Raw genomic sequence first — 22,158 nt, forward strand, 5'->3', positions numbered from 1 at the left:
TACCGGTCGCCGGTAGCTATGGAGAAACTGGCGGCATGAAACCGTAACTGGTGTCCAAAATTAGTTGACCAGTTCAGCTTGCTCGCGATTGGGGCGACGTGGTCTCAGCCCTTGCGCCGCAACCACTCCACCATCCCCAACCCCGCCGCTCGCCCACTGGCGAAACACGCGGTCAGCAGATAACCGCCTGTCGGCGCTTCCCAATCGAGCATTTCCCCGGCGCAAAACACGCCAGGCATTTGCTTGAGCATCAATCGCTCATCCATCGCCTCGAACAACACACCGCCAGCGCTGCTGATGGCCTCGTCCAGCGGACGGGTTTTCACCAGTGACAGTGGCAATGCCTTGATCGTCTTGGCCAGCAAGGCCATATCGGCAAAGCAATCGGCGCTGGTCAGTTCACGCAGCAGCGCCGCTTTCACCCCATCGATGCCCAACTGACTGTGCAGATGTTTGGCCATCGAGCGTGAACCTCGTGGTTTGCTCAACGCCGCCAGAACTTTATCCACAGGCCGGCCGGGCAGCAGGTCCAGATGAATCGTCGCCGTACCGTGCTGATTGATCGCTTCGCGAATAGGCGCCGACAGGGCGTAGATCAAACTGCCCTCGATCCCGGTGGCAGTGATCACACATTCGCCGAGCCGGGGCACATCATCATTGAGACCGATGGCGATATTTTTCAGCGGCGCGCCGGCGAATTTGCTGACCATCAATTCGCTCCAGGCCTGCACCTCGAAGCCGCAATTGCTCGGTTGCAACGGCGCCAGTCCTACGCCGTGCTGCTCCAGTGCCAGCATCCAGGCGCCGTCCGAACCCAATCGTGACCAACTGCCGCCACCGAGGGCGAGCAGGGTGGCATTGGCTTGAACGGTCTTTTCGCCTTCCGGGCTGTCGATGCGCAAACCGCCATGCTCGTTCCAGCCGAGCCAGCGATGGCGGGTGTGGATAACTACGCCGCTGTCGCGCAGGCGCTTGAGCCAGGCGCGCAGCAGCGGTGCGGCTTTCATGTCGGTGGGGAATACCCGGCCGGAGCTGCCGACGAAGGTCTCGATGCCTAGCCCGTGAATCCACTGGCACAGCGCTTCGGCGCCGAAGCCGCGCAACAGCGGGGCGATTTGCGGGGCGCGTTCGGCGTAGCGCGAGAGAAATGCCGGGTAGGCTTCGGAGTGAGTGATGTTCATGCCGCCGACACCAGCCAGGAGGAATTTTCGTCCAACCGAAGGCATGCCGTCGTACAGGTCGACCTTGATCCCGGCCTGGCTCAACACTTCAGCGGCCATCAAACCGGCAGGTCCGCCGCCGATGATGGCGACGCGGGAAGGGGAGGCGGTTGAGGGCTGGGTCATGATGAGAGCTGCGGCCTGGCTGGATAAGCCGCGCATTCTAGCAGCCCGGATCCCTGTGGGAGCGGGCTTGCTCGCGAAAGCGGAGTCTCAGATACATAGGCGTTGAGTGTGCCGACGCCTTCGCGAGCAAGCCCGCTCCCACATTTGAACTGTGGTGGTTGCAGCGGGTGGTTAAAAAACAACCACCATTCTGTACCCTATACGCCGTGTGGGCTGCAGACCCTTTCACTCAGGTTATCCACAGGCAGTTCCACAGGCATTGTGGGTAAAGCATCCACAACTCAGTGACAGCCTGATGACTGCCAGACGCGCTGCGCGCTGTGATGGAGGATGCCGTGGCGGCGGGCCAGGGCCTGGCGGTCCTTGCTGTAGCCGCCGCCGATCACCCCGACCACCGGGATGTCGCGGCCCAGGCAATGGCGCATCACGCTTTCATCGCGGGCGGCGACGCCTTTGTCTGTTAGCTTCAGATAACCCAGGGCGTCGTCCTTATGCACATCGACCCCGGCGTCATACAGCACCAGGTCCGGTTGGTAGAGCGGCAGCAGGTAGTTGAGCGCATCGTCCACTACCTTCAGGTAGTCGGCATCGCCCATGCCGTTGGGCAGCGGAATGTCCCAGTCACTTTCGGCTTTGCGTGCAGGAAAGTTCTTTTCGCAGTGCAGGGAAACGGTTACCGCTTCCGGGGTGTGGTGCAGGATTCGTGCGGTCCCGTCGCCTTGATGCACGTCGCAATCGAAGATCAGCACCCGGTTCACCCGACCACTTTCCAGCAGGTAGTGGCTGATCACCGCCAGGTCATTGAAGATGCAGAACCCGGCCGGGTAGTCGTAGTGCGCATGGTGGGTGCCGCCCGCCAGGTGACAGGCCAGGCCATGCTCCAGCGCCTGCTCGGCCGCCAGCAGCGAGCCGCCGACTGCCCGCACCGTGCGCCGGGCCAGGGCTTCGCTCCAGGGCAGGCCGAGGCGGCGCTGGTCTTCGCGGGACAATTCGCCACTCATGTAGCGTTCGATATACGAAGGGTCATGGGCGAGGGCGAGAATGTCTGCCGGACACAGATCCGGGCGCAGCAGGTCGGCGTCGCGGGTCAGGCCGCTGTCCACCAGGTGATCGCGCAGCAGGCGGAACTTGTCCATGGGGAAGCGGTGATCCGCCGGAAACTCGGGACTGTAGTCTTCGTGATAAATCAGCGGCAGTGGCATGGTCATTTCATGTAGGAATGAGAGAAGGATCCTACCAGCGTTGTAGACTGGCGACATTGTAATGGAGGGGCGGGGCACGATGGAGCCAATACTGGAGCTTGAAAGCGCTCGGCTGCTGTTGCGCCAGTGGCGCGATGAAGATTTGGCGGACTTTGCGGCAATGTGTGCCGATCCGCAGGTGATGCGCTATTTTCCAGGCACCTTGAGCCGCCTGGAAAGTGCGTCATTGATCGGGCGAATCCGTGGTCATTTCGCCGAGCATGGTTATGGGCTCTGGGCCTTGCAGCGAAAGGATTCTGGCCAGTTCATCGGGTTTACCGGGCTCAATGTAGTCGGATTCGACGCGCCATTCACTCCCGCGACGGAAATCGGCTGGCGCCTGGCCCGCGAGCACTGGGGCCTCGGATATGCCAGTGAAGCGGCGTGGACCGCTCTGCGCTGCGGGTTCGACCGCTTGCCGCTGAAAGAGGTGGTGGCCTTCACGACACAAACCAACCTGCCGTCAGAGAAAGTCATGCAGGCCATCGGCATGCACCATGACCCGGCGGATGACTTCGATCACCCGCGACTTGAGGCCGATCATCCGTTGCGTCGGCACGTTCTGTATCGCATCAGCCGCGAACAATGGCTGCAAACCTTGCATGGATAAGCTGGCACGGACGTTTACAATGGCCCCATGCTGGCCCGGGCCGGAAACTGAATCGACCGTTGCAGCCAAGACTGCGCGGCAATGTTTTGCGTGAGGAGAGTCTGAATGAGCCAAGTGTTGGAAGATCTGGTCGACTTGCTGACCCTGGAACCGATCGAGGAAAACCTGTTCCGCGGCCGTAGCCAGGACCTGGGTTTTCGTCAGCTGTTCGGTGGCCAGGTACTCGGCCAGTCGCTGTCGGCGGCGAGTCAGACGGTAGAAGAGGCGCGCCATGTGCATTCGATGCACGGCTATTTCCTGCGTCCGGGTGATGCCGGGTTGCCGGTGGTGTATCAGGTTGACCGGGTGCGTGACGGCGGCAGTTTCAGCACGCGCCGGGTGACGGCGATCCAGAAGGGCCACCCGATCTTCACGTGCAGTGCATCATTCCAGTACGACGAGGAAGGCTTTGAGCACCAGAGCAAAATGCCGGTTGTGGTTGGCCCGGAAAATCTGCCCTCGGAGCTGGAACTGACCCAGCAGCGCGCGCACCTGATTCCCGAGAAAATGCGCGAAAAGCTGTTGTGCCCCAAGCCGATCGAATTCCGCCCGGTGACTGAAAAAGATCCCTACAACCCGCTGCCGTCCGATCCGGTCAAGTACGTCTGGTTCCGCGCCGACGGGGCTTTGGCCGATTCGCCGGCGCTGCATAAATACCTGCTGGCCTATGCATCGGATTTCGGTCTGCTGGTCACTTCGATGCAGCCCCATGGCAAATCGGTCTGGCACAAGGACATGCAAGTCGCCAGCCTCGATCACGCACTGTGGTTCCACCAGAATCTGCGTGCCGATGACTGGCTGCTCTACGCGATGGACAGTCCGTGGGCCGGCAACTCGCGCGGATTCTCCCGAGGCAGCGTGTTCAATCGCGCCGGGCAACTGGTGGCCTCGGTCACCCAGGAAGGCTTGATCCGTCACCGCAAGGATTGGGCGTGAGCCTGGCCGAGGTGCGTCACTGGGTGTTCGACATGGACGGCACCCTGACCGTGGCCGTGCACGACTTCGCAGCGATTCGCGTGGCCTTGGCGATTCCTGCCGAAGCCGACATCCTGACCCACCTCGCCGCACTGCCGGCCGATGAAGCCGCTGCCAAGCATGCGTGGCTGCTGGAGCACGAACGGGACCTGGCCCTCGGTTCGAAACCGGCGCCGGGCGCGGTGGAGTTGGTGCGTGAGCTGGCCGGGCGCGGTTATCGCCTGGGCATTCTCACGCGCAATGCCCGGGAGCTGGCGCATGTCACGCTGGAGGCCATTGGCCTGGCCGACTGCTTTGCGCTGGAAGATGTATTGGGCCGCGATGATGCACCGCCCAAACCGCATCCGGGCGGGCTGCTGAAATTGGCCGATGCGTGGAAGGTGCCGGCGAGCGAGATGGTGATGGTCGGCGATTACCGCTTTGACCTGGATTGCGGGCGAGCGGCGGGTACGCGGACGGTGCTGGTGAACCTGCCGGATAATCCTTGGCCGGAATTGACCGATTGGCATGCGGCGGATTGTGTCGAGTTGCGGCAGATGCTGTCGGCTTGAGTGCTTCGTTGCCAGGTCAACCGCTTTCGCGAGCAAGCCCGCTCCCACAAGGGATTTGTGAACGACACAGATCCAATGTGGGAGCGGGCTTGCTCGCGAAGAGGCAGGCCCAGGCACTACAAGAGTCATTCCCCAAACAACGCCTTCTGCCCCTCCGGCGACGTAAACATCCCGTCCCCGTCATGCCCGACTCCGGGCACTTCAATCAGTTGCTGATGCAACCCTTGCGGTTGCAGCCGCTTCAGATAATCAAAGTAAAAACGCCCCCGCGCCAACCGATACGGCCCTTGCGCCTTAGCCTCACAGCTCTTGTCCAGCGCCGGATGATTCGGGTCGGTGTCCTGCTGGCCCAGAAGGTAAACGATGTCACGCTTAAGGTACTTTTCCTGCAGTTGTGTGGGCGTTTGTCCTTCGGCGTAAGCGGGCAAATCCGCTAGCCCATACTTCCAGCGATTGAATTGCGGGCAACCGGCGTGGCTGAACGCCACGGGCCGGCGCTCATCGAAATAGGCGTAGGACGACGGGTTGGCAATCACGTATCGAACCTGTACGCCGGCCGCCTCGAGGGCCGGCTGATCATGACCGAGCACTGCATAGCGCTGAACCACCTGCGCGCCACCGGAGTGACCGGCGATGACAATTTGCTTCACATCCGGAAACTGCTGGCGGTCACCCAAGCGAGCGATGATTTCGTCGAGCGCCGCATAGGAACTCAGCCGAAACGGTGCCGTGGATTCGCCCCCGGCCATCCATTCATTGCCTTGCCAGCGCAAAACCGTGTCGGCCACCGGATGAGCCGCCACATCGGTTTCATTGAGGAATTGCGGGGCGATCACCAGGGTCGTTGCGCTTTGCCCGGCCAGTTCGGCCGCGTGCTCACCGCTTTGCAGATAGGTTTGCGCGTTGCGCAAGCGACCGTGGAGGATGATCAGCACCCGTTCGATTTTTGCCGGGGCGGGGCTGATGCCCACCGCGATTTCACCTGATTTCAACAGCAGGCGTCCGGGACTGAGCTCCTTGACCTCATGCTCGGCAGCCTGGGACGTTGCGCAAGTAAACAGAACAACCAACAACCACTTCTTCATTTACAGATTTTTCGTCGCAAAGGTATCGCACTGGCTTACCTGGCCTTGGGCGAAACCGGTTTTGAACCAGCGCACCCGTTGCGCCGACGTACCGTGGGTGAACGAGTCCGGGACCACGCGGCCCTGACCCTGTTGCTGCAAACGATCGTCACCGATGGCGTTCGCTGCGTTCAGTGCTTCTTCGATGTCACCCGGCTCCAGCCAGTTCAGACGCTTCTGCGCATTGTTGGCCCAGACACCGGCCAGGCAATCGGCCTGGAGTTCCTGACGAACCAGCAAACCGCCGTCGCCTTCCATCTGCCGGCCTTGTTGGCGGGCTGCCTGGATTTTTGCGGACACCCCAAGCAGGGTCTGCACATGGTGTCCGACTTCGTGAGCGATGACGTAGGCCTGGGCGAAGTCGCCCGCGGCGGAAAAACGTTGGGACATTTCCTGGAAAAACGCCATGTCTAGATAGACCTTCTGGTCCGCCGGGCAATAGAACGGCCCGGTGGCCGAGGTGGCCAAGCCGCAGGCTGAATTCACGCGGTTGCTGAACAGCACCAGGGTCGGTTCTTTGTACTGACGGCCGGCCTGCTGGAATATCGTGCCCCAGGTGTCTTCGGTGTCGCCGAGGATCGAGCGCACGAACTCCGCGCCTTCGTCATTGGCCGGTGGTGCCTTGCGGCTCTGGTTGGTGGCGGGCGCCGATTGCTGGTCCATTTGCCCGGTCAGTTGTCCGAGGATTTGCAGCGGATCCTGGCCGGTGATCCAGCCGATGCCGACGATCAGCAGGATCGCCGTCAGGCTCAGGCCCTTGCCACCGCCGAAGCGCATCCCGCCGCCACTGCCGACATCATCACCACGGGCATCGACCACGTTGTCGCTGCGTCGGCCTTTTTTCCATAGCATGTGGGAATCCTCTTCTGTTCCGGGTCACGAGCCGTGCGATGAGTGTTGCTGCCAAGTGGGAGCCGCGCCAGTCCGGTCGTCAGACTGCCGGTTGAGCGACTGGTTCCACATTTTGCTTCGTGGGGCTTCTCTTCTAGAATCAGCCAAATTTTGTTTGGGACATACCATGGCTGGCAGTCAGATCGAACGTGTCTTCAGCGTGCTGGAAAGCCTGACCGGTGAGCCGCAGGGTTTGCCGATGCAGACGTTGGCCGAGCAACTTGAAATTCCTAAAAGCGCGACTCATCGTTTGCTCGCTGAACTGATTCGCCTGGGGTACGTGCGGCAGAATCCGGACAACCTGCGCTATCACCTGTCGACCAAACTGGTGGCCATGGGCTTTCGATACTTGTCCGGCAGCGGTGCGGATATCATCCAGCCAGTGCTCGATCGTCTGGCCGGGGAAACCGGTGAGCTGGTGCGTCTGGGGGTGATCCAGGGGGAACGCCAGGTGTGGATCGCCAAGTCCCAGGGTGCCCGTTCCGGTCTGCGCTACGACCCGGACATGGGGCGTGATGCACCTTTGTTCTACACGGCTTCCGGGCACGCGTGGCTGGCGTGCATGAGCGATGCCGAGGCGCTGTCGCTGGTCGAACGGCAAGGGGCGAAATTGCCTCGGGACGTCGGGCCTAATGCGCCGCGTTCGAATATTGAACTGCTGGAGCGCTTGCGTCTGGCGCGGGAGCAAGGTTATGCCTGGGTCGAGGAAAGTTCGGCAGTGGGCACCTCGGCGATTGCCGGCGTGGTGCGTCATCCACTGGATGGCCGGGTCATCGGAGTGCTCAGTATTGCCGGGCCAAGCGCGCGAATGCCCGGCGCGCGATTGCATGAGTTGGCGCCGACCTTGTTGAAATACACCGAAGAACTTTCCCTGGCGAGCCAGGCGTCAGAGTTGTTCAGTTGAACCTGAAGTCTGCTTGAATAAACAGTGTGCGGTATTCGCCCACTTTCTTGAGACGTAGATTTCATAAAATGGAACCAGGTTCTAAATTATTCATGTCTCGCCTCACCCCATAAAAGGACTTTGTCTTGACGTCGCCCAGCAGTACCCCGCTTTCCGGCGTCAATCAGCCCTTCAAAGGGATCCTGCTGATCGTTGTCGCGACTTTCCTGTTTTCCAGCCACGACGCCTTTTCCAAATACCTCTCCGGTTTCTATCCCATTGTCATGGTGGTCTGGGCGCGTTACGTGGTTCACACCTTGCTGATGGCCGGGATTTTCCTGCCGCAATCCGGGCTGCGGGTGCTGCGTACCAAGCGGCCATTGCTACAGCTGATCCGGGCGCTGTGCCTGCTGGGCACCAGTCTGTTTTTCACCACGGGGCTGATGTACATCCCGTTGGCCGAGGCGACGTCGGTCAACTTCCTGGCGCCGGTGCTGGTCACCGCACTGTCGGTGCCGCTGCTTGGCGAGCGTGTGACGCGGGGGCAATGGCTGGCGGTGATCTGCGGTTTTATCGGGGTGCTGATCATCGTTCACCCGGGGGGAGATCTGTTTACCCCGGCGGTGTTGTTACCGTTCTGCTCGGCGCTGTTTTTCTGCTTCTATCAACTGCTGACGCGCAAGCTCAGTGAGATCGACAGCCCGACCACCAGCAACTTTTTCGCGGGCCTGTGCAACACGCTGGTGATGAGTGCGCTGGTGCCGTTCTTCTGGCAGACGCCGAACCTGGTGCATGGCGCGATGATGCTGGCGCTGGGGGCCTGCGGGATGACGGCGCACCTGTTCCTGACCCAGGCTTTCCGTCTCGCCGCACCGGCACTGCTGGCGCCGTTCAGCTATTGCCAGATCATCTTCGCCGGCCTGCTGGGCTGGCTGCTGTTTTCCCATACGCCGACACTGACTACCGTGCTCGGTATTGCCGTGATCTGTTGCAGCGGATTGGCGGCCGCGTGGCAGCAAAGCCGCCGCTAGGAGGGCAACGATCAGAAACCTGTGGGAGCGAGCCTGCTCGCGAAGACGGACTGTCATTCAACATTGACGTTGGCTGACGTACCGCTTTCGCGAGCAGGCTCGCTCCCACAGGGACTGATGACTTCTTTAGTCGGTGATGGTTGGAATCCTGCGCGGTGCCATGAAGTACATCCAGGTCAGCGCAATGAAGTACATCGCCGGTATCAGCGTGAACAGCACGGTGTAGTTGTTGTTGGTGACGGTCAGGATATGGCCGACCAACTGGGTCATGAACATCCCGCCAATCGCCGCACACATACCGCCGAAGCCGAATACCGTGCTCATCATGTGCTTGGGCGTGTAGTCCATCACCAGGCTCCAGATGTTTGCGGTCCAGGCCTGGTGCGCGCCGATGGCCAGGGAGATGGCGGCTACGGCGACCCACAGATTGCTGGAGCCGGCAGCCATGACCACGCCGATGATGCAGCAGGCGAACAGCAGCATCGACATCAGTCGCGCCTTGATCGGGTTGACGCCGCGACCGATCAGGAACGAGGAGAGGATGCCGCCGCCAACGCTGCCGAAGTCGGCGGTGAGGTAAATGATGATCAGCGGAATGCCCATCTGGGTCACGTTGATACCCAGGTTGTATTGCTGATTGAGGAACGGCGGCAGCCAGTACAGGTAGAACCAGAACACTGGCGCGGTCATCGAGTAGGCGAGGGCGAAGGCCCAGGTGCCACGCATGCGCAGGATTTTCGAGAAAGGTACGCGGGTTTGTTCCGGTTCGACTTCGTTCTGGATGTAGTCCAGCTCCGACTGTTTGACGTTCGGATGCTCTTCCGGGTTGAAGTACTTCAGGCCCCAGAACAGCAACCAGATCCCGCCCAGTGCCGACATGCACAGGAACGCGGCTTGCCAGCCCCAGACGTGCAGGATCAGTGGCAGCAGCATCGGGGTGAACATCGCACCAACGTTGGTGCCGGCGTTGAAAATGCCAGTGGCCACGGCACGCTCGCCGGCCGGGAACCACAGGCGGGTGGTTTTCACGCAGGCCGGATAGTTCGCCGCTTCGGTCAGGCCGAGGATGAATCGGCAGACCATGAAGCCGACCGCCGAAGTGGCCAGGCCGTGGGCGCCGGTCGCCAGGCTCCAGAGCAACACCGCGCAGAAGAACACGCGCTTGACGCCGACCCGGTCGATCAGCCGGCCCTGCAGCACGAAACCAATGGCATAGCCGACCTGGAACCAGAAGTTGATGTTGGCGTAATCCATCGCCGTCCAGCTCATTTCCTTGGCCAGGATGGGCTGCATCACACCCAGTGCGGCGCGGTCGATGTAGTTCAGGGTAGTGGCGAAAAACACCAGCGCCAGCATGCCCCAACGGGTTTTGCCGACCGCCATGGCGCCGCGGATCTTGTCGCCGATACCACCGGCAGTGACGCTCATGGCCGGAGCCATGCGTGAGCTTTGGGAAGGAAGCATATGTACCACCCGTTTTTTTGAATTTGTTATTTGGTGTTTTGGACATCGCGGCCGGTGCTGCGTGTCCGGACTCAATGTGGGGTCGATGTTGGGCAGTGGACAAAAAATCGTCAATTCGCCAACCACCATTGTGTTCGATAATCGAACACAAAACTAACCGGATAGTACACTTTGAATTGCTGTGCGGGATCGCCAAGCCAATAATTTACCCAGGACAAACGCTACCCCTGTAGGAGCTGCCGAAGGCTGCGATCTTTTGATTTTGCTTTTCAAGATCAAAAGATCGCAGCCTTCGGCAGCTCCTACAAGGATCCGGCGTGTGATGCCCCCTCTAACAAGATGGTCCCCATTACCGGGAGTCGAAATATGCAGCGTTCCATTGCCACCGTATCCTTGAGCGGTACCCTGCCGGAAAAACTCGAAGCCATTGCCGCCGCCGGGTTCGACGGTGTGGAGATTTTCGAGAACGACCTTCTCTACTACGACGGCAGCCCACGGGAAATTAAACAGATGTGCGCCGATCTCGGGATCGCCATCACCCTGTTTCAACCTTTCCGTGATTTCGAAGGCTGCCGGCGTGATCGGTTGTCGCGCAACCTGGAACGCGCCGAGCGCAAATTCGACCTGATGCAGGAACTGGGCACCGACCTGGTGCTGGTGTGCAGCAACGCCTCGGCCGACTCCATCGGTGATGAACAGATTCTGGTCGACGATTTGCGACTGCTGGCCGAACATGCCGGGGCCCGTGGTCTACGCATCGGTTACGAAGCGCTGGCCTGGGGCCGGCACGTGAATACGTATCAACAGGTGTGGAACATCGTGCGTCAGGCCGATCATCCAAGCCTTGGCGTGTTGCTGGACAGCTTTCACACCCTGTCGCTCAAGGGCGATCCGAGTGCTATCGCCGAGATTCCCGGCGACAAGATTTTCTTCGTGCAAATGGCCGACGCGCCGATCCTGGCCATGGATGTGCTGGAGTGGAGCCGGCATTTTCGCTGCTTCCCGGGCCAGGGTGAGTTCGACTTGCCAGGGTTCCTCGCGCCGATTATCCAGAGCGGCTACACCGGGCCATTGTCGCTGGAGATCTTCAACGACGGCTTCCGCGCCGCGCCGCCAAGGGCCAATGCCGCCGACGGCTTGCGTTCGTTGTTGTATCTGGAAGAGAAGACCCGCGAGCGTCTGGCGCAGGAAACCAGACCTGCGGCCAACCCCGGGATTCTGTTCGAAACACCCAAGGCCAGTGAGTACAACGGCATCGAATTTCTCGAATTCGCCGTGGATGAAAGCCTCGGCGCCAAGCTCTCCCATTGGCTGGAACGACTGGGTTTCGTCAAGGCCGGGCAGCATCGCTCCAAGAGCGTCAGCCTGCTGCGTCAGGGCGATATCAACCTGATCCTGAACTCGGAGCCTTACTCATTCGGCCACAGCTTTTTCGAAGCCCACGGCCCTTCGCTTTGCGCTACGGCCGTGCGGGTCAAGGACAGCGTCAGCGCACTGGCCCGTGCCGTAGCCTACAAGGGCCAGCCCTATCGCGGGCTGGTCGGCCCCAACGAACTGGAGCTGGCGGCGGTGCGTGCGCCGGATGGCAGCCTGATCTATCTGGTGGATCAACACGCCGATGTCTATGGCACGGACTTCAATCTGTACCCGCAAGCGCCGGCCAGCGGCGGCCTCAAGCGCATTGACCACATGGCCATGGCACTGCCGGCCGACAGCCTCGACAGCTGGGTGCTGTTCTACAAGAGCCTGCTGGATTTCGAGGCGGACGATGAAGTGGTGCTGCCAGATCCTTATGGTCTGGTGAAGAGCCGTGCCTTGCGCAGTCGCGACAGTTCGATCCGCTTGCCGCTGAACATTTCCGAGAACCGCAACACCGCGATCTCACACGCGCTGTCGAGTTATCGCGGCTCCGGAGTGCATCACATCGCCTTTGATTGTGATGACATCTTTGCCCAGGTCAGCCGTGCAAAAGAGGCGGGCGTGCCGCTGCTGGATATCCCGCTCAACTACTACGATGACCTGGCGGCGCGCTTCGATTTCAACGATGAGTTCCTCAGTGAGCTGGCCTATTTCAACGTGTTGTACGACCGCGACGCCCAAGGTGGTGAGTTGTTTCACGTGTATACCGAGCCGTTCGAGGGGCGGTTCTTCTTTGAAATCATCCAGCGCAAAAACGGGTATGCCGGCTACGGCGCGGCCAACGTGGCGGTGCGGCTGGCGGCCATGGCCAAATCCCGAAGCGGAGCCATCCGTCAGGCCAAGTTGTAGGAAATTCGTAAACGCGGGATTAAACACGGGCCGCGCGGCTTCCTTCACCGTGCCGCGCAGCCCATAATCGCCAGCCTGTGCAGTGATGGCCGTGAGCCCGCAATGACAATGACTTCAGAACTCCCCGCAGCCTCCGTAGAACCCGGGACCGAGCCGCGCAAGAGTCGCAAGAACAACCCGGAAAAGACCCGCGAAAACATCCTGCAGGAGGCGATTGTCGAATTCGTCCAGCAGGGGCTTTCCGGGGCTCGCGTCGATGCCATCGCCGAGCGCATCCACACCTCCAAGCGCATGATCTACTACTACTTCGGCAGCAAGGAACAGCTCTACGTCGAGGTGCTGGAGAAGCTTTACGGCGATATCCGCAGCACTGAAAGCCGTTTGCACCTGACCGAACTGGCACCGGTGGACGCGATTCGGCGGCTGGTTGAATTCACATTCGATCACCACGATCGCAATGTCGATTTCGTGCGCATCGTCAGCATCGAAAACATTCACAACGCCGAGTACGTGAAGCGCTCCGATGCGATCAGGGCGATGAACAACACCGTTCTCGATTCCCTCGATGTGATCCTGCGTCGGGGCGTTGAAGAGGGTGTATTCCGCGCCGGCCTGGTGCCGCTGGATGTGCATCTGCTGATCAGTTCGTTCTGCTTTTATCGCGTCTCGAACCGCCATACCGTGGGTGAGATTTTCCAGATCGACTTGCCGGATGAGCGCATCAAGCAGCGTCATCGCGAAATGATTTGCGAGTCGGTGCTGCGTTATTTGCAGGCTTGAAAAGATCGCAGCCTTCGGCAGCTCCTACAGTTCAATACGATTGACGTAGGCGCTGCCGAAGGCTGCGATCTTTTGATCTTCAGTCCTTCATGCCCTGGAAATGTTCAAGCATTCTCTGGGCATCCGGCACCACGCCGCTGAACAGCTCGAATGCCTTCACCGCCTGAAACACGGCCATGTTGCCGCCGTCCAGCGTCCGGCAACCGAGGGCGCGGGCGTTGCGCAGCAGTTCGGTTTCCAGCGGGAAGTAAACGATCTCCGCCACCCACAACTCGGCTCGAAGCAACTCGACCGGCACCGGCATGCCCGGCAGTTTTTTCATGCCCATCGGCGTGGTGTTCACCAGGCCGTCAGCCTGGGCCAAGGCGCTTGGCAGGTCATACCCGGCCACCGCCAGAGCGACACCGAAATGCTGATTGAGGTTGTCGGCCAGATCCTGCGCGCGGTGGATGTCCACGTCAAAAATGCTCAGTTGTTGTACGCCTTCGCTCAACAGGGCGTGGGCCACCGCCGCTCCTGCGCCGCCGGCGCCCATCTGGACGACACGTTCAACGGCAACGCCTTTCAGACCCCGTCGAAAGCCTTCGGCAAAGCCCAGGCAATCGGTGTTGTGGCCGATGCGTTTGCCATTCTTGAGCACCACCGTGTTGACCGCACCGATACCGCGGGCCTCCGGTGAGAGTTCGTCCAGCAGCGGGATGATTGCCTGCTTGCAGGGAAAGGTAATGTTCAAACCGGTGAAGTTCATGCGTTCGGCGGCCATCAACAGGTCGGGCAGGGCGTTGCTGTCGAGCTTCAACTGATCAAGATCAATCAGACGATAGAGGTAGCGCAGCCCTTGGGCATCGCCTTCATGCTCGTGCAGGGCCGGAGTGCGGGAAGCCTGGATGCCGGCGCCGATCAGCCCGGCCAGTACCACGTTGTTCTGAGTCACGGCGATCACCCCTTCAAACGATGACTGAAGTGTTCCAGCGCCAGGCGATAGCCGTGACTGCCGAAGCCGGCCATCACCGCTGTTGCAATAGCGGATACGAACGAGTGGTGGCGGAAGGGCTCGCGGGCGTGCACGTTGGACAGGTGGACTTCGATGACCGGCAGCTCGCTGGCGACCAGGGCGTCGCGGATGGCGACCGAGGTGTGAGTCCACGCGGCGGGATTGATGACGATCCCGGCGCAGCGACCGCGGGCGGCGTGAATCCAGTCGAGCACTTCGCCCTCATGGTTGGTCTGGCGAAACTCCACCGCCAGGCCGAACTCTTCGGCGGCGCGTCCGCACAGGGCCGAAATGTCTGCCAGGGTTTCGTGGCCGTAAGTCGCCGGTTCACGGGTGCCGAGCAGGTTCAGGTTCGGGCCGTTGAGCACCAGAACGATAGGGGACATCGGAATCTCTCCACTTTTTATTGTTGGAATCGGCCATGGTTCTCAGCCTGTGGAGATAAATTGTACTAACTAGTTAATTCGGTCAATTGAAGAGAGGGCACGCTGGCGGTTTGTGGGCGATGATCGGACACTTTCTGTGTTCAGCGCGGCAAATGCTCCACCAGAAAATCAATGAACGCCCTCAAGCGCAGCGGCACATGCCGACTTTGCGGGTACAGCAGGGTGAAGGGGCGCGAGCGCCCGCCATAGGGCTTGAGCACCTCCACCAGTGAGCCGTCGGCCAGTTCCTTTTCCACGATAAAACGATAGGTCTGAAACAACCCTGCCCCGTGTTTGGCCAGCGTCACTCCGCCCAGTACATCATCGGAGCAACTGAGGTTGCCCTCGGCCAGAATCTCCCGGGGTACGCCTTCATCGTTGAACAACCAGGCAATGCGCCGGCCGCTGCTGGGCAATTCATACTGAATGCATTCATGGTTTTCGAGGTCGTCGAGGGTTTGCGGAATGCCGGCCTGTTTCAGGTAATCAGGGCTGGCGATCAGCACCAGGGCGGCATCTTCCAACTGTCGGGCGATCAGACCGGAATCCGGGATGGCTCGCACGCGAATCGCCATGTCGTAGCCTTCGCCGACGAAATCGATGTTGCGATTGCTGATATGCGACTCGACTTTCACCGCGGGATAGCGCGCCCGAAATTCGGGCAGCAGCGGCAGGATTCGATGATGCGCGTAGGTGGTCGGAATACTGATGCGCAAAGTACCGGACGGCACTTGCTGCTGGCCCATGACCTCGCGTTGGGCCTCGACCAGTTGCGCAAGGGCCTGGCGACATTCTTCGTAATAACGGCGACCACTGTCAGTGAGCTTCACGCTACGCGTGGTGCGCGCGAACAGCCGCACGCCCAGGCGTTCTTCCATGCGCGACACCGATCGGCTCACAGCAGCGGGCGTGACACCTGCCACCAGCGCCGCGGCAGTAAAACTGCCAGCCTCGGCGGCCAGGCAAAACAGCTCAATGCTGCCCAACTGAAGATCGTCGAATTGTCGCTGCATGATTGATGACACCGGGGATCAAATGAAAAAGCTGGATCAGTAATTATCAGGTGCCAGCGCTGTAAAGAAAGGATTTCTTACCAATTCGCGCGGTGTTACGCAGACCCGGGAAGCACCAGAACGCTAGCCTGAGGACGGAAGAAATGATTCGGCTGCCAATGCCAGCGGTCGGATTTTCCAGGGAATGCCGGATCCTCGGATTCAAAAACCTAACGGATGGGTTAACATGAAGGTATGCAGTTTCAAAGGACTGTCGGTAGTGATCATGTTGCGAGACGAGCATTGTCCGCCGCATGCGCATGTGGACGCGGGTACGTGGAGTGCGAGATTCAGGTTCAGCTTTTGGCACAACGGTGTCGAGCTCTGGGATGTCGTTCCGCTTTCGCGTCGGCCACCATTGGCGGTGCTTGAGGGTTTGCGCCAATCGCTCAAGCAACCTGCCCATTTGCGACGCGCCCGCGGCATCTGGTGGCGAAAACTACAAACAGCCTGTCTTGATAATCAACTGTGGGACTGGCAAAGCAACGAAGTCGTTGTGGTGAAAAGGGTTGTCAGCACGACCAATATGATTGAATCGGCTTGCTACGTACCTGAATCGAACAAGACATTGCTGTCCCTGATCGGTGCACAGGAAGGTGTGGAGATCGAGTTATGAAAACGATAAAAGCCAAGGTTCAGGCCGATAATCCCGTAACGGAAAGTAGCCTGGACAAGGCCATTGAACGTGGTGAGTTACGTAGAAAAAATAGCCTGCAAGCGACAGCGGTTACTTACCTGGCTCCCTGTCTGGCAGTGCTCTTCGAAGATGGCAGCGGCGTGTTGTTGCCCGTGGCCAACTATCCGGAGTTCGATGATTTTGAGCTGGAGGACTATGCCAGCCTGACTGTCGGTTATGCGGGGACTGCGCTGTGCCATGAAGGCAAGGACCTGCATGTGTCTATCGCCGGGATGATTTCAGCGAGCAAGCCGCTGATGGCCATGGCGGCCTCGGTCGTCGCTTCGCGCAATGGTCGCCAGAGCAGCGCCGCAAAGTCTGAAGCCGCGCGGGCCAACGGCAGGAAAGGCGGACGCCCGCGCAAGGTCGATGTTGTCGTGTAAGTGCCCACAAAAAAGCCGTCGTGAAGACGGCTTTTTTGTGCCTGGCAGATGCCATCAACGCCGGGTCAGCATCACCCCGGATTCCATGTGATGGGTCCACGGGAACTGGTCGAACATCGCACACCGGCTGATGCGGTGGGTGTCGTGCAGTTGGGCGATGTTGGCTGCCAGGGTCTCCGGATTGCAGGAGATGTACAGGATGTTGTCGAAGCGCCGGGTCAGCTCGCAGGTGTCCGGGTCCATGCCGGCGCGGGGCGGGTCGACGAACACGCTGCCGAACTCGTAGCTCTTGAGGTCGATGCCGTGCAGGCGGCGGAACGGACGCACTTCGTTCAGGGCTTCGGTCAGCTCTTCGGCGGACAAGCGCACCAGGGTGACGTTATCCACCGCGTTTTCGCTGAGATTGCTCAGCGCCGCGTTGACCGAGGTCTTGCTGATTTCGGTGGCCAGCACTTTGCGTACGCGGGTGGCGAGCGGCAGGGTGAAGTTGCCATTGCCGCAATACAGTTCCAGCAAATCATCGGAGCGATCCCCGAGCGCATCGTATGCCCAGTTGAGCATCTTCTGGTTCACCGTACCGTTGGGCTGGGTGAACGCGCCTTCCGGCTGGCGGTAGCTGAAGGTGCGGCCGCCGACGTCCAGTTGCTCGACCACGTAATCGTGACCGATGACTTCGCGCTTGCCCTTGGAGCGGCCGATGATGCTGACGTTCAGGTCCGTCGCCAGTTTCGAAGCCGCCGCGTGCCAGTGCTCGTCCAGCGGACGGTGATAGCACAGGGTGATCATTGCGTCGCCGGCCAGCGTGGTCAGGAATTCCACCTGGAACAGCTTGTGGCTCAGGGCCGCACTCGCTTGCCACGCTGCCTTGAGCTGCGGCATCAACTGGTTGATGCGCAGGCTGGCAATCGGGAACTCTTCGATCAGGATGGGCGTGCGTTTGTCTTCCTGGGAAAACATCGCGTAATGCCGCTCGCCGGCCTCGCGCCACAGGCGGAACTCGGCGCGCAGGCGGAAGTTTTTCAGCGGCGAATCGAAAACGGCCGGCTCGGGTGCATCGAACGGGGCCAGCAGGTCACGCAAACGCGTGACCTTTTCTTCGAGTTGAACGGCATAGGCCTGGGAATCAAAAGTCATGCGTTGAACCAACCCAGCTTGATCACGAACAGAATCGACAGGATCACCAGCGCCGGGTTCAGCTCACGGCCACGACCGGACATCAGCTTGATGGCGGTCCAGGAAATGAAACCGAAGGCGATGCCATTGGCGATGGAGTAAGTGAACGGCATTGCCAGCGCGGTGATCACCACCGGCGCGGCAACAGTGATGTCGTCCCAGTCTATTTCGGCCAGGCCGGATGTCATCAGCACGGCGACGAACAGCAGGGCGGGTGCGGTGGCGAAGGCTGGAACACTGGCGGCCAGTGGCGAGAAGAACAGCGCCAGCAGGAACAGGAACGCCACCACGATGGCGGTCAGGCCAGTGCGGCCACCGGCACTCACGCCAGCGGCGGATTCGATGTAGCTGGTGGTGGTCGAGGTGCCCAGCAGGGAACCGGCCATGGCAGCGGTGCTGTCGGCGATCAGCGCGCGGCCCATTTTCGGCATGTGGCCGTCCTTGCGCATCAGGCCGGCGCGCTTGGCGACGCCGATCAAAGTGCCGGAGTTATCGAACAGGTCGACGAACAGGAAGGCGAAGATCACGCTGACCAGACCGATGTCCAGTGCACCCTTGATATCCAGTTGCAGGAAGGTCGGGGCCAGGGACGGTGGCATCGACATCACGCCGCCGAACGGGGTGAAGCCCATCACGATGGAAATGATGGTCACCACCAGAATGCCGATCAGCACCGCACCGCGCACGGCAAGGGCCTCAAGCGCGACGATCAGGGCAAAGCCGAGGGTGGCGAGGATCGGAGCCGGTTGTTTCAGGTCACCGAGGCCGACCATGGTCGCCGGGTTGCTGACCACGATACCGGCGTTGTGCAGGGCGATCAGCGCCAGGAACAGGCCGATACCGGCAGCAATGGCCGAACGCAGTGGCAGGGGGATGCTGTTGATGATCCATTCACGGATGCGGAAGATCGACAGCAGGAAGAAACACACGGCCGAGATGAACACCGCACCGAGCGCCACTTGCCAGGTATGGCCCATGTGCAGGACCACGGTGTAGGTAAAGAAGGCGTTCAGGCCCATGCCTGGTGCGAGGGCGATCGGGTAGTTGGCGATCAGGCCCATGGTCGTCGAGCCGATGGCAGCTGCCAGGCAGGTGGCGACAAACACCGCGCCCTTGTCCATGCCGGTCTCGCCGAGGATGCTCGGGTTGACGAACAGAATGTAGGCCATGGCCAAAAAGGTCGTGACGCCCGCCAGAATCTCGGTCCGCACGTTGGTGTTGTGTGCCTTGAGTTGAAACAGCCTTTCCAGCATGTCTGCTCCCCGTGGCGCGCCGGGCGCCGTGAATGTATCGACCTCAACAGCAAAGCACAGGCAGCAGAACGCGCCTGGAAATTACTGTGGGCCGGAAAAAGCCGCGCATCATACCAGTAGCTTGGGCATATGGCTGCTTATGGCGGTGATCGTCGTCGATGTTTTGCGACAAAGCCAAGTGCGCCATACTGCGCGCTGGTTTTTCGGGGTGGAAAGTACTGCATGAAAAGGCGTCTGGTTAGCGTGTTCGGCGTATTGATGGCGTTGCTTCTCGGGGCCCAAACGGCCACGGCGGCATCGGCCCCGCCATTGAGTCAATTGAAAGTGCTCAAAGTCGCGTCGCCTTCCTGTGGCGTTGAAAATATCGACGAAGGGCAAACCCGCACGCGCTGCGATCACAATGGCCCGAACATCACGGTGTACGTGCTGGAAGTGGGTTACGGGCGTGAGGCCCATGTCGCCATCGACGGTTTTGAGGTGAACGGCACGCGTACGCCGGTCTGCGCGTTCAAGAATGGCAACCTGACCAGTTGCACCCCCGGGGAAAAAACCGTCGGCTATTTGTATGCACTCGACCTGGCTGGCAAACAGGAAGGCACTCTGACCTTCAGCAATACCTCAATCAATGCGCCCGGCAATACGATGTCGACGCAGCTTTACATCCAGTAGCCACATGTCTCGAACAAGGCGCGGGAAAGCTGACTACGCTTAAAAGATCATTCCGTGGACAGTGCCCGATGACTTTTAGAGCCTTGATTGCCCTCGCCGAGGGTACCGATGAACTGCAGACCGTGACCCTGATCGACGTACTGCGCCGCGCCAAAATTGAAGTGGTGGTGGCCAGTATCGAAGGGCGGCGCATGCTCACTTGCGCCCGCGGTACTCGGCTGACGTCCGATGCCATGCTGGTGGACTTGCTGGCGCAGCCTTTCGACCTGATCGCCTTGCCGGGGGGCGCGGTGGGGGCGCAGCACTTGGCAGCACACCAACCCCTGCAACAATTGATCAAGGATCAGGCGGCAGCCGGTCGCCTGTTTGCCGGCATCGCCGAAGCGCCCGCCGTGGCGCTGCAAGCCTTTGGCGTTTTGCGTCAACGGCGCATGACCTGTCTGCCATCGGCCAGCCATCAACTGTTGGGCTGTAACTTCGTCGATCAACCGGTGGTGGTCGATGGCAACTGCATCACCGCCCAGGGCTCGGCTGGCGCATTGGCATTTGCCCTGGCGCTGGTGGAGCAACTCTGCGGCAAAGCCACACGTGCGGCGGTGGCAGGGGAGTTGTTGGTTTAGCCTGCTTAGGCTTTCGCTACTTCCTTCTCTTCATCTTTAGCCACGTGCATGCGATCGCGGCTGGCCAGGGTCGGGAACAGTTTGACCCACACCCCGGTCACCACCAGCGTGCCGATCCCGCCCATGACCACGGCTGGCACGGTGCCGAACCAGTGGGCCGTCAGGCCCGATTCGAATTCGCCCAACTGGTTCGAGGCACCGATGAACAGACCATTCACGGCACTGACCCGGCCGCGCATTTCGTCCGGGGTTTCCAGTTGCACGAACGAGGCACGGATCACCATGCTGATCATGTCTGCCGCGCCCAACACCACCAACACCGCCAGGGAAAACCAGAACGAGGTCGACAGGCCGAAGGCGATGGTTGCTACGCCGAAGATGCCCACGGCGGTGAACATGACCCGCCCGACATTGCGCTCCACGGCAAACCGCGCCAGGAACAGCGACATCAGCAGCGCACCCACTGCCGGTGCCGAGCGCAACAGGCCCAGTCCCCATGGGCCGGTGAGCAGAATGTCCTTGGCGAACACCGGCAGCAGTGCCGTGGCACCCCCCAATAGCACCGCGAACAGATCGAGGGAGATCGCCCCGAGAATGTCCGGACGACTGCGGATGAAGCGGATGCCCGCGAGCAGTGAATCCAGTGTGGCCTTGCCTTTGTTCAGCGGCGTCTGCCGGGCCGGCAGGTTGAGCATCAGCGAACAGGCGATGACATACAGCAGCACCGTCGGGCCATACACCCAGACGCTGCCGAAGGCGTAGAGCAAACCGCCGAGGGCCGGGGCGACGATGGTTGCCGATTGCTGGGCCGATTGCGCGGCGGCCACTGCCCGGGGAAACAGCGCGCTGGGCACGATGCTTGGCAGCAGGGCCTGGGTGGTCGGCATTTCAAAGGAGCGCGCGGCGCCGAGCAGGAAGGCCAGGATGAAGATCATTTCCCGGGTGACATGGTCGGTGGCGCTGCCGATGGCCAGCGACAGGGCGATCAATGCCTGCAGGGACTGGCAGATCGCCGCGACCTTGCGCCGGTCATAGCGGTCGGCGACGTGACCTGTGTGCAGCATGAACAGCACGCGCGGGGCGAACTCGACCAGGCCGACCAGACCCAGGTCGAGCACGTTGCCGGTCAATTGATACAGGTTCCAGCCGATGGCCACGGTGAGCATCTGGAAGCCGCTGGCGGTAAAGACCCGGGCCAGCCAGAACGCGAGAAAAGGGCGGTGGTGACGTAACAGCAAGGGCTCTTGGCTGGGCATCTGCGGGGAAATCTGGGGAGAGGGGAACCGCGAGATTATCACCAACCTGTAACAAGAAGTTGCCATGACAAAAAATTTAGTTAGCTAGATACCGATTTTCCTGTGGGAGCGGGCTTGCTCGCGAAGGCTGAGTGTCAGTCAACATTGATGTTGAAGCTGATGCCCCCTTCGCGAGCAAGCCCGCTCCCACAGGAAATGTATTTCAGCTCGTGACCAAGGCCATGAGGCAACTTGTCACGCGGCAATAGACCACGCGGTTCATCCCCGAAATTGGGACTACTCTTTCAACGTTGATTGATCCAGATCAAAACCCACAAAAGGAATTGATCCGGCGGCCGCAAGGCCAGACTCCCTGCGTTGTGATGCGTGCAGAAAAAGAACAAACAGAGATTCGCCACACTCCATATCCGTGGGGGCCGTGGGTGCAGGCTTCCGGCCAGCAGCCGTACTACCT

Annotated in this window: 22 protein-coding genes and 1 pseudogene; 11 read left to right on the plus strand and 12 right to left on the minus strand. The window is 60.5% G+C overall.

The window, feature by feature from the left end:
* Positions 1–104: 104 nt before the first annotated feature.
* Together AC07YV_RS18855 and AC07YV_RS18860 are read right to left on the minus strand one after the other, a co-directional pair.
* Positions 105–1,346, minus strand: coding sequence for a TIGR03862 family flavoprotein (locus AC07YV_RS18855; RefSeq protein ID WP_178085960.1), 1,242 nt, complete (start codon positions 1,344–1,346; stop codon positions 105–107).
* Positions 1,347–1,627: 281 nt separating this feature from the next.
* Positions 1,628–2,548: a histone deacetylase family protein gene (locus tag AC07YV_RS18860; protein ID WP_102702086.1), complete on the minus strand. Its 921-nt coding sequence runs from the start codon at positions 2,546–2,548 to the stop codon at positions 1,628–1,630.
* A 79-nt stretch (positions 2,549–2,627) separates the two neighbouring features.
* Here AC07YV_RS18860 and AC07YV_RS18865 point away from each other — a divergent pair, with 79 nt between their 5' ends.
* The 3 genes from AC07YV_RS18865 to AC07YV_RS18875 all read left to right on the plus strand — a co-directional run bounded on the left by AC07YV_RS18865 (position 2,628) and on the right by AC07YV_RS18875 (position 4,762).
* Positions 2,628–3,197 carry a GNAT family N-acetyltransferase gene (locus AC07YV_RS18865; RefSeq protein WP_102702085.1) on the plus strand — a complete coding sequence of 190 codons (570 nt, stop codon included), beginning with the start codon at positions 2,628–2,630 and terminating at the stop codon, positions 3,195–3,197.
* A 105-nt stretch (positions 3,198–3,302) separates the two neighbouring features.
* Positions 3,303–4,172: an acyl-CoA thioesterase II gene (gene tesB, locus AC07YV_RS18870; RefSeq protein ID WP_007975794.1), complete on the plus strand. Its 870-nt coding sequence runs from the start codon at positions 3,303–3,305 to the stop codon at positions 4,170–4,172.
* Positions 4,169–4,762 carry an HAD family hydrolase gene (locus tag AC07YV_RS18875; protein ID WP_102702084.1) on the plus strand — a complete coding sequence of 198 codons (594 nt, stop codon included), beginning with the start codon at positions 4,169–4,171 and terminating at the stop codon, positions 4,760–4,762. Before tesB ends, AC07YV_RS18875 begins: the two co-directional genes overlap by 4 nt.
* A gap of 125 nt (positions 4,763–4,887) precedes the next feature.
* Here AC07YV_RS18875 and AC07YV_RS18880 read toward each other — a convergent pair whose 3' ends face one another.
* Together AC07YV_RS18880 and ypfJ are read right to left on the minus strand one after the other, a co-directional pair.
* A complete protein-coding gene (locus tag AC07YV_RS18880) occupies positions 4,888–5,847 on the minus strand; it encodes an alpha/beta fold hydrolase (protein WP_102702083.1) in 960 nt (319 codons plus the stop codon).
* Complete coding sequence (gene ypfJ / locus AC07YV_RS18885) at positions 5,848–6,738, minus strand: KPN_02809 family neutral zinc metallopeptidase (protein ID WP_102702082.1); 891 nt, start codon at positions 6,736–6,738, stop codon at positions 5,848–5,850.
* A 166-nt stretch (positions 6,739–6,904) separates the two neighbouring features.
* On the opposite strand from ypfJ, the gene AC07YV_RS18890 reads away from it, so the two are divergent.
* Together AC07YV_RS18890 and AC07YV_RS18895 are read left to right on the plus strand one after the other, a co-directional pair.
* Positions 6,905–7,681 (plus strand): IclR family transcriptional regulator, encoded by a 777-nt coding sequence (locus AC07YV_RS18890; RefSeq protein ID WP_007975790.1) that lies wholly within the window; start codon positions 6,905–6,907, stop codon positions 7,679–7,681.
* 125 nt (positions 7,682–7,806) lie between these two features.
* The gene (locus AC07YV_RS18895) at positions 7,807–8,691 is read left to right on the plus strand and encodes a DMT family transporter (protein WP_102702081.1); all 885 of its coding nucleotides are present in this window, start codon (positions 7,807–7,809) and stop codon (positions 8,689–8,691) included.
* A gap of 13 nt (positions 8,692–8,704) precedes the next feature.
* Here AC07YV_RS18895 and AC07YV_RS18900 read toward each other — a convergent pair.
* Both AC07YV_RS18900 and AC07YV_RS18905 read right to left on the minus strand, forming a co-directional pair.
* Positions 8,705–8,800, minus strand: a pseudogene (locus tag AC07YV_RS18900) (metal ABC transporter ATP-binding protein); the annotation flags it as partial.
* 17 nt (positions 8,801–8,817) lie between these two features.
* Positions 8,818–10,155: an MFS transporter gene (locus AC07YV_RS18905; RefSeq protein WP_102702079.1), complete on the minus strand. Its 1,338-nt coding sequence runs from the start codon at positions 10,153–10,155 to the stop codon at positions 8,818–8,820.
* 366 nt (positions 10,156–10,521) lie between these two features.
* Between AC07YV_RS18905 and quiC the strand changes: the two genes are divergently transcribed.
* Both quiC and AC07YV_RS18915 read left to right on the plus strand, forming a co-directional pair.
* Positions 10,522–12,423 (plus strand): 3-dehydroshikimate dehydratase QuiC, encoded by a 1,902-nt coding sequence (gene quiC / locus AC07YV_RS18910; RefSeq protein ID WP_102702078.1) that lies wholly within the window; start codon positions 10,522–10,524, stop codon positions 12,421–12,423.
* A 102-nt stretch (positions 12,424–12,525) separates the two neighbouring features.
* Positions 12,526–13,203 carry a TetR/AcrR family transcriptional regulator gene (locus AC07YV_RS18915; protein ID WP_102702077.1) on the plus strand — a complete coding sequence of 226 codons (678 nt, stop codon included), beginning with the start codon at positions 12,526–12,528 and terminating at the stop codon, positions 13,201–13,203.
* A gap of 79 nt (positions 13,204–13,282) precedes the next feature.
* Here the strand turns inward: AC07YV_RS18915 and AC07YV_RS18920 are convergent, their stop codons facing one another.
* The 3 genes from AC07YV_RS18920 to AC07YV_RS18930 form a co-directional block, all read right to left on the minus strand.
* Positions 13,283–14,137 (minus strand): shikimate dehydrogenase, encoded by an 855-nt coding sequence (locus AC07YV_RS18920; protein ID WP_102702088.1) that lies wholly within the window; start codon positions 14,135–14,137, stop codon positions 13,283–13,285.
* Between the two features lie 5 nt (positions 14,138–14,142).
* Complete coding sequence (aroQ, locus tag AC07YV_RS18925) at positions 14,143–14,583, minus strand: type II 3-dehydroquinate dehydratase (protein ID WP_102702076.1); 441 nt, start codon at positions 14,581–14,583, stop codon at positions 14,143–14,145.
* Positions 14,584–14,723: 140 nt separating this feature from the next.
* Entirely contained in the window at positions 14,724–15,635 is a 912-nt protein-coding gene (locus AC07YV_RS18930; protein WP_102702075.1) for a LysR family transcriptional regulator, read from the minus strand.
* A gap of 226 nt (positions 15,636–15,861) precedes the next feature.
* Here AC07YV_RS18930 and AC07YV_RS18935 point away from each other — a divergent pair, with 226 nt between their 5' ends.
* Positions 15,862–16,290 carry a DUF4160 domain-containing protein gene (locus AC07YV_RS18935; RefSeq protein ID WP_102702074.1) on the plus strand — a complete coding sequence of 143 codons (429 nt, stop codon included), beginning with the start codon at positions 15,862–15,864 and terminating at the stop codon, positions 16,288–16,290.
* Positions 16,287–16,733 carry a DUF2442 domain-containing protein gene (locus tag AC07YV_RS18940; RefSeq protein ID WP_102702073.1) on the plus strand — a complete coding sequence of 149 codons (447 nt, stop codon included), beginning with the start codon at positions 16,287–16,289 and terminating at the stop codon, positions 16,731–16,733. The genes AC07YV_RS18935 and AC07YV_RS18940 overlap by 4 nt, the downstream gene beginning before the upstream one ends.
* A 54-nt stretch (positions 16,734–16,787) precedes the next feature.
* Here AC07YV_RS18940 and trmA read toward each other — a convergent pair whose 3' ends face one another.
* Both trmA and AC07YV_RS18950 read right to left on the minus strand, forming a co-directional pair.
* Positions 16,788–17,867, minus strand: a complete 1,080-nt coding sequence (gene trmA, locus AC07YV_RS18945; protein ID WP_102702072.1) for a tRNA (uridine(54)-C5)-methyltransferase TrmA — start codon at positions 17,865–17,867, stop codon at positions 16,788–16,790.
* Positions 17,864–19,159, minus strand: a complete 1,296-nt coding sequence (locus tag AC07YV_RS18950) for an NCS2 family permease (RefSeq protein ID WP_008050771.1) — start codon at positions 19,157–19,159, stop codon at positions 17,864–17,866. The genes trmA and AC07YV_RS18950 overlap by 4 nt, the downstream gene beginning before the upstream one ends.
* A 222-nt stretch (positions 19,160–19,381) precedes the next feature.
* Between AC07YV_RS18950 and AC07YV_RS18955 the strand changes: the two genes are divergently transcribed.
* Positions 19,382–19,828, plus strand: coding sequence for a DUF4879 domain-containing protein (locus tag AC07YV_RS18955; RefSeq protein WP_102702071.1), 447 nt, complete (start codon positions 19,382–19,384; stop codon positions 19,826–19,828).
* Positions 19,829–19,896: 68 nt separating this feature from the next.
* Positions 19,897–20,448, plus strand: coding sequence for a DJ-1 family glyoxalase III (locus AC07YV_RS18960; protein WP_102702070.1), 552 nt, complete (start codon positions 19,897–19,899; stop codon positions 20,446–20,448).
* A 5-nt stretch (positions 20,449–20,453) separates the two neighbouring features.
* On the opposite strand, the gene AC07YV_RS18965 is transcribed toward AC07YV_RS18960, so the two are convergent.
* Positions 20,454–21,704, minus strand: coding sequence for an MFS transporter (locus AC07YV_RS18965; protein WP_102702069.1), 1,251 nt, complete (start codon positions 21,702–21,704; stop codon positions 20,454–20,456).
* Positions 21,705–22,158: the final 454 nt, after the last annotated feature.

The organism is Pseudomonas sp. GW456-E7 (assembly GCF_059424105.1).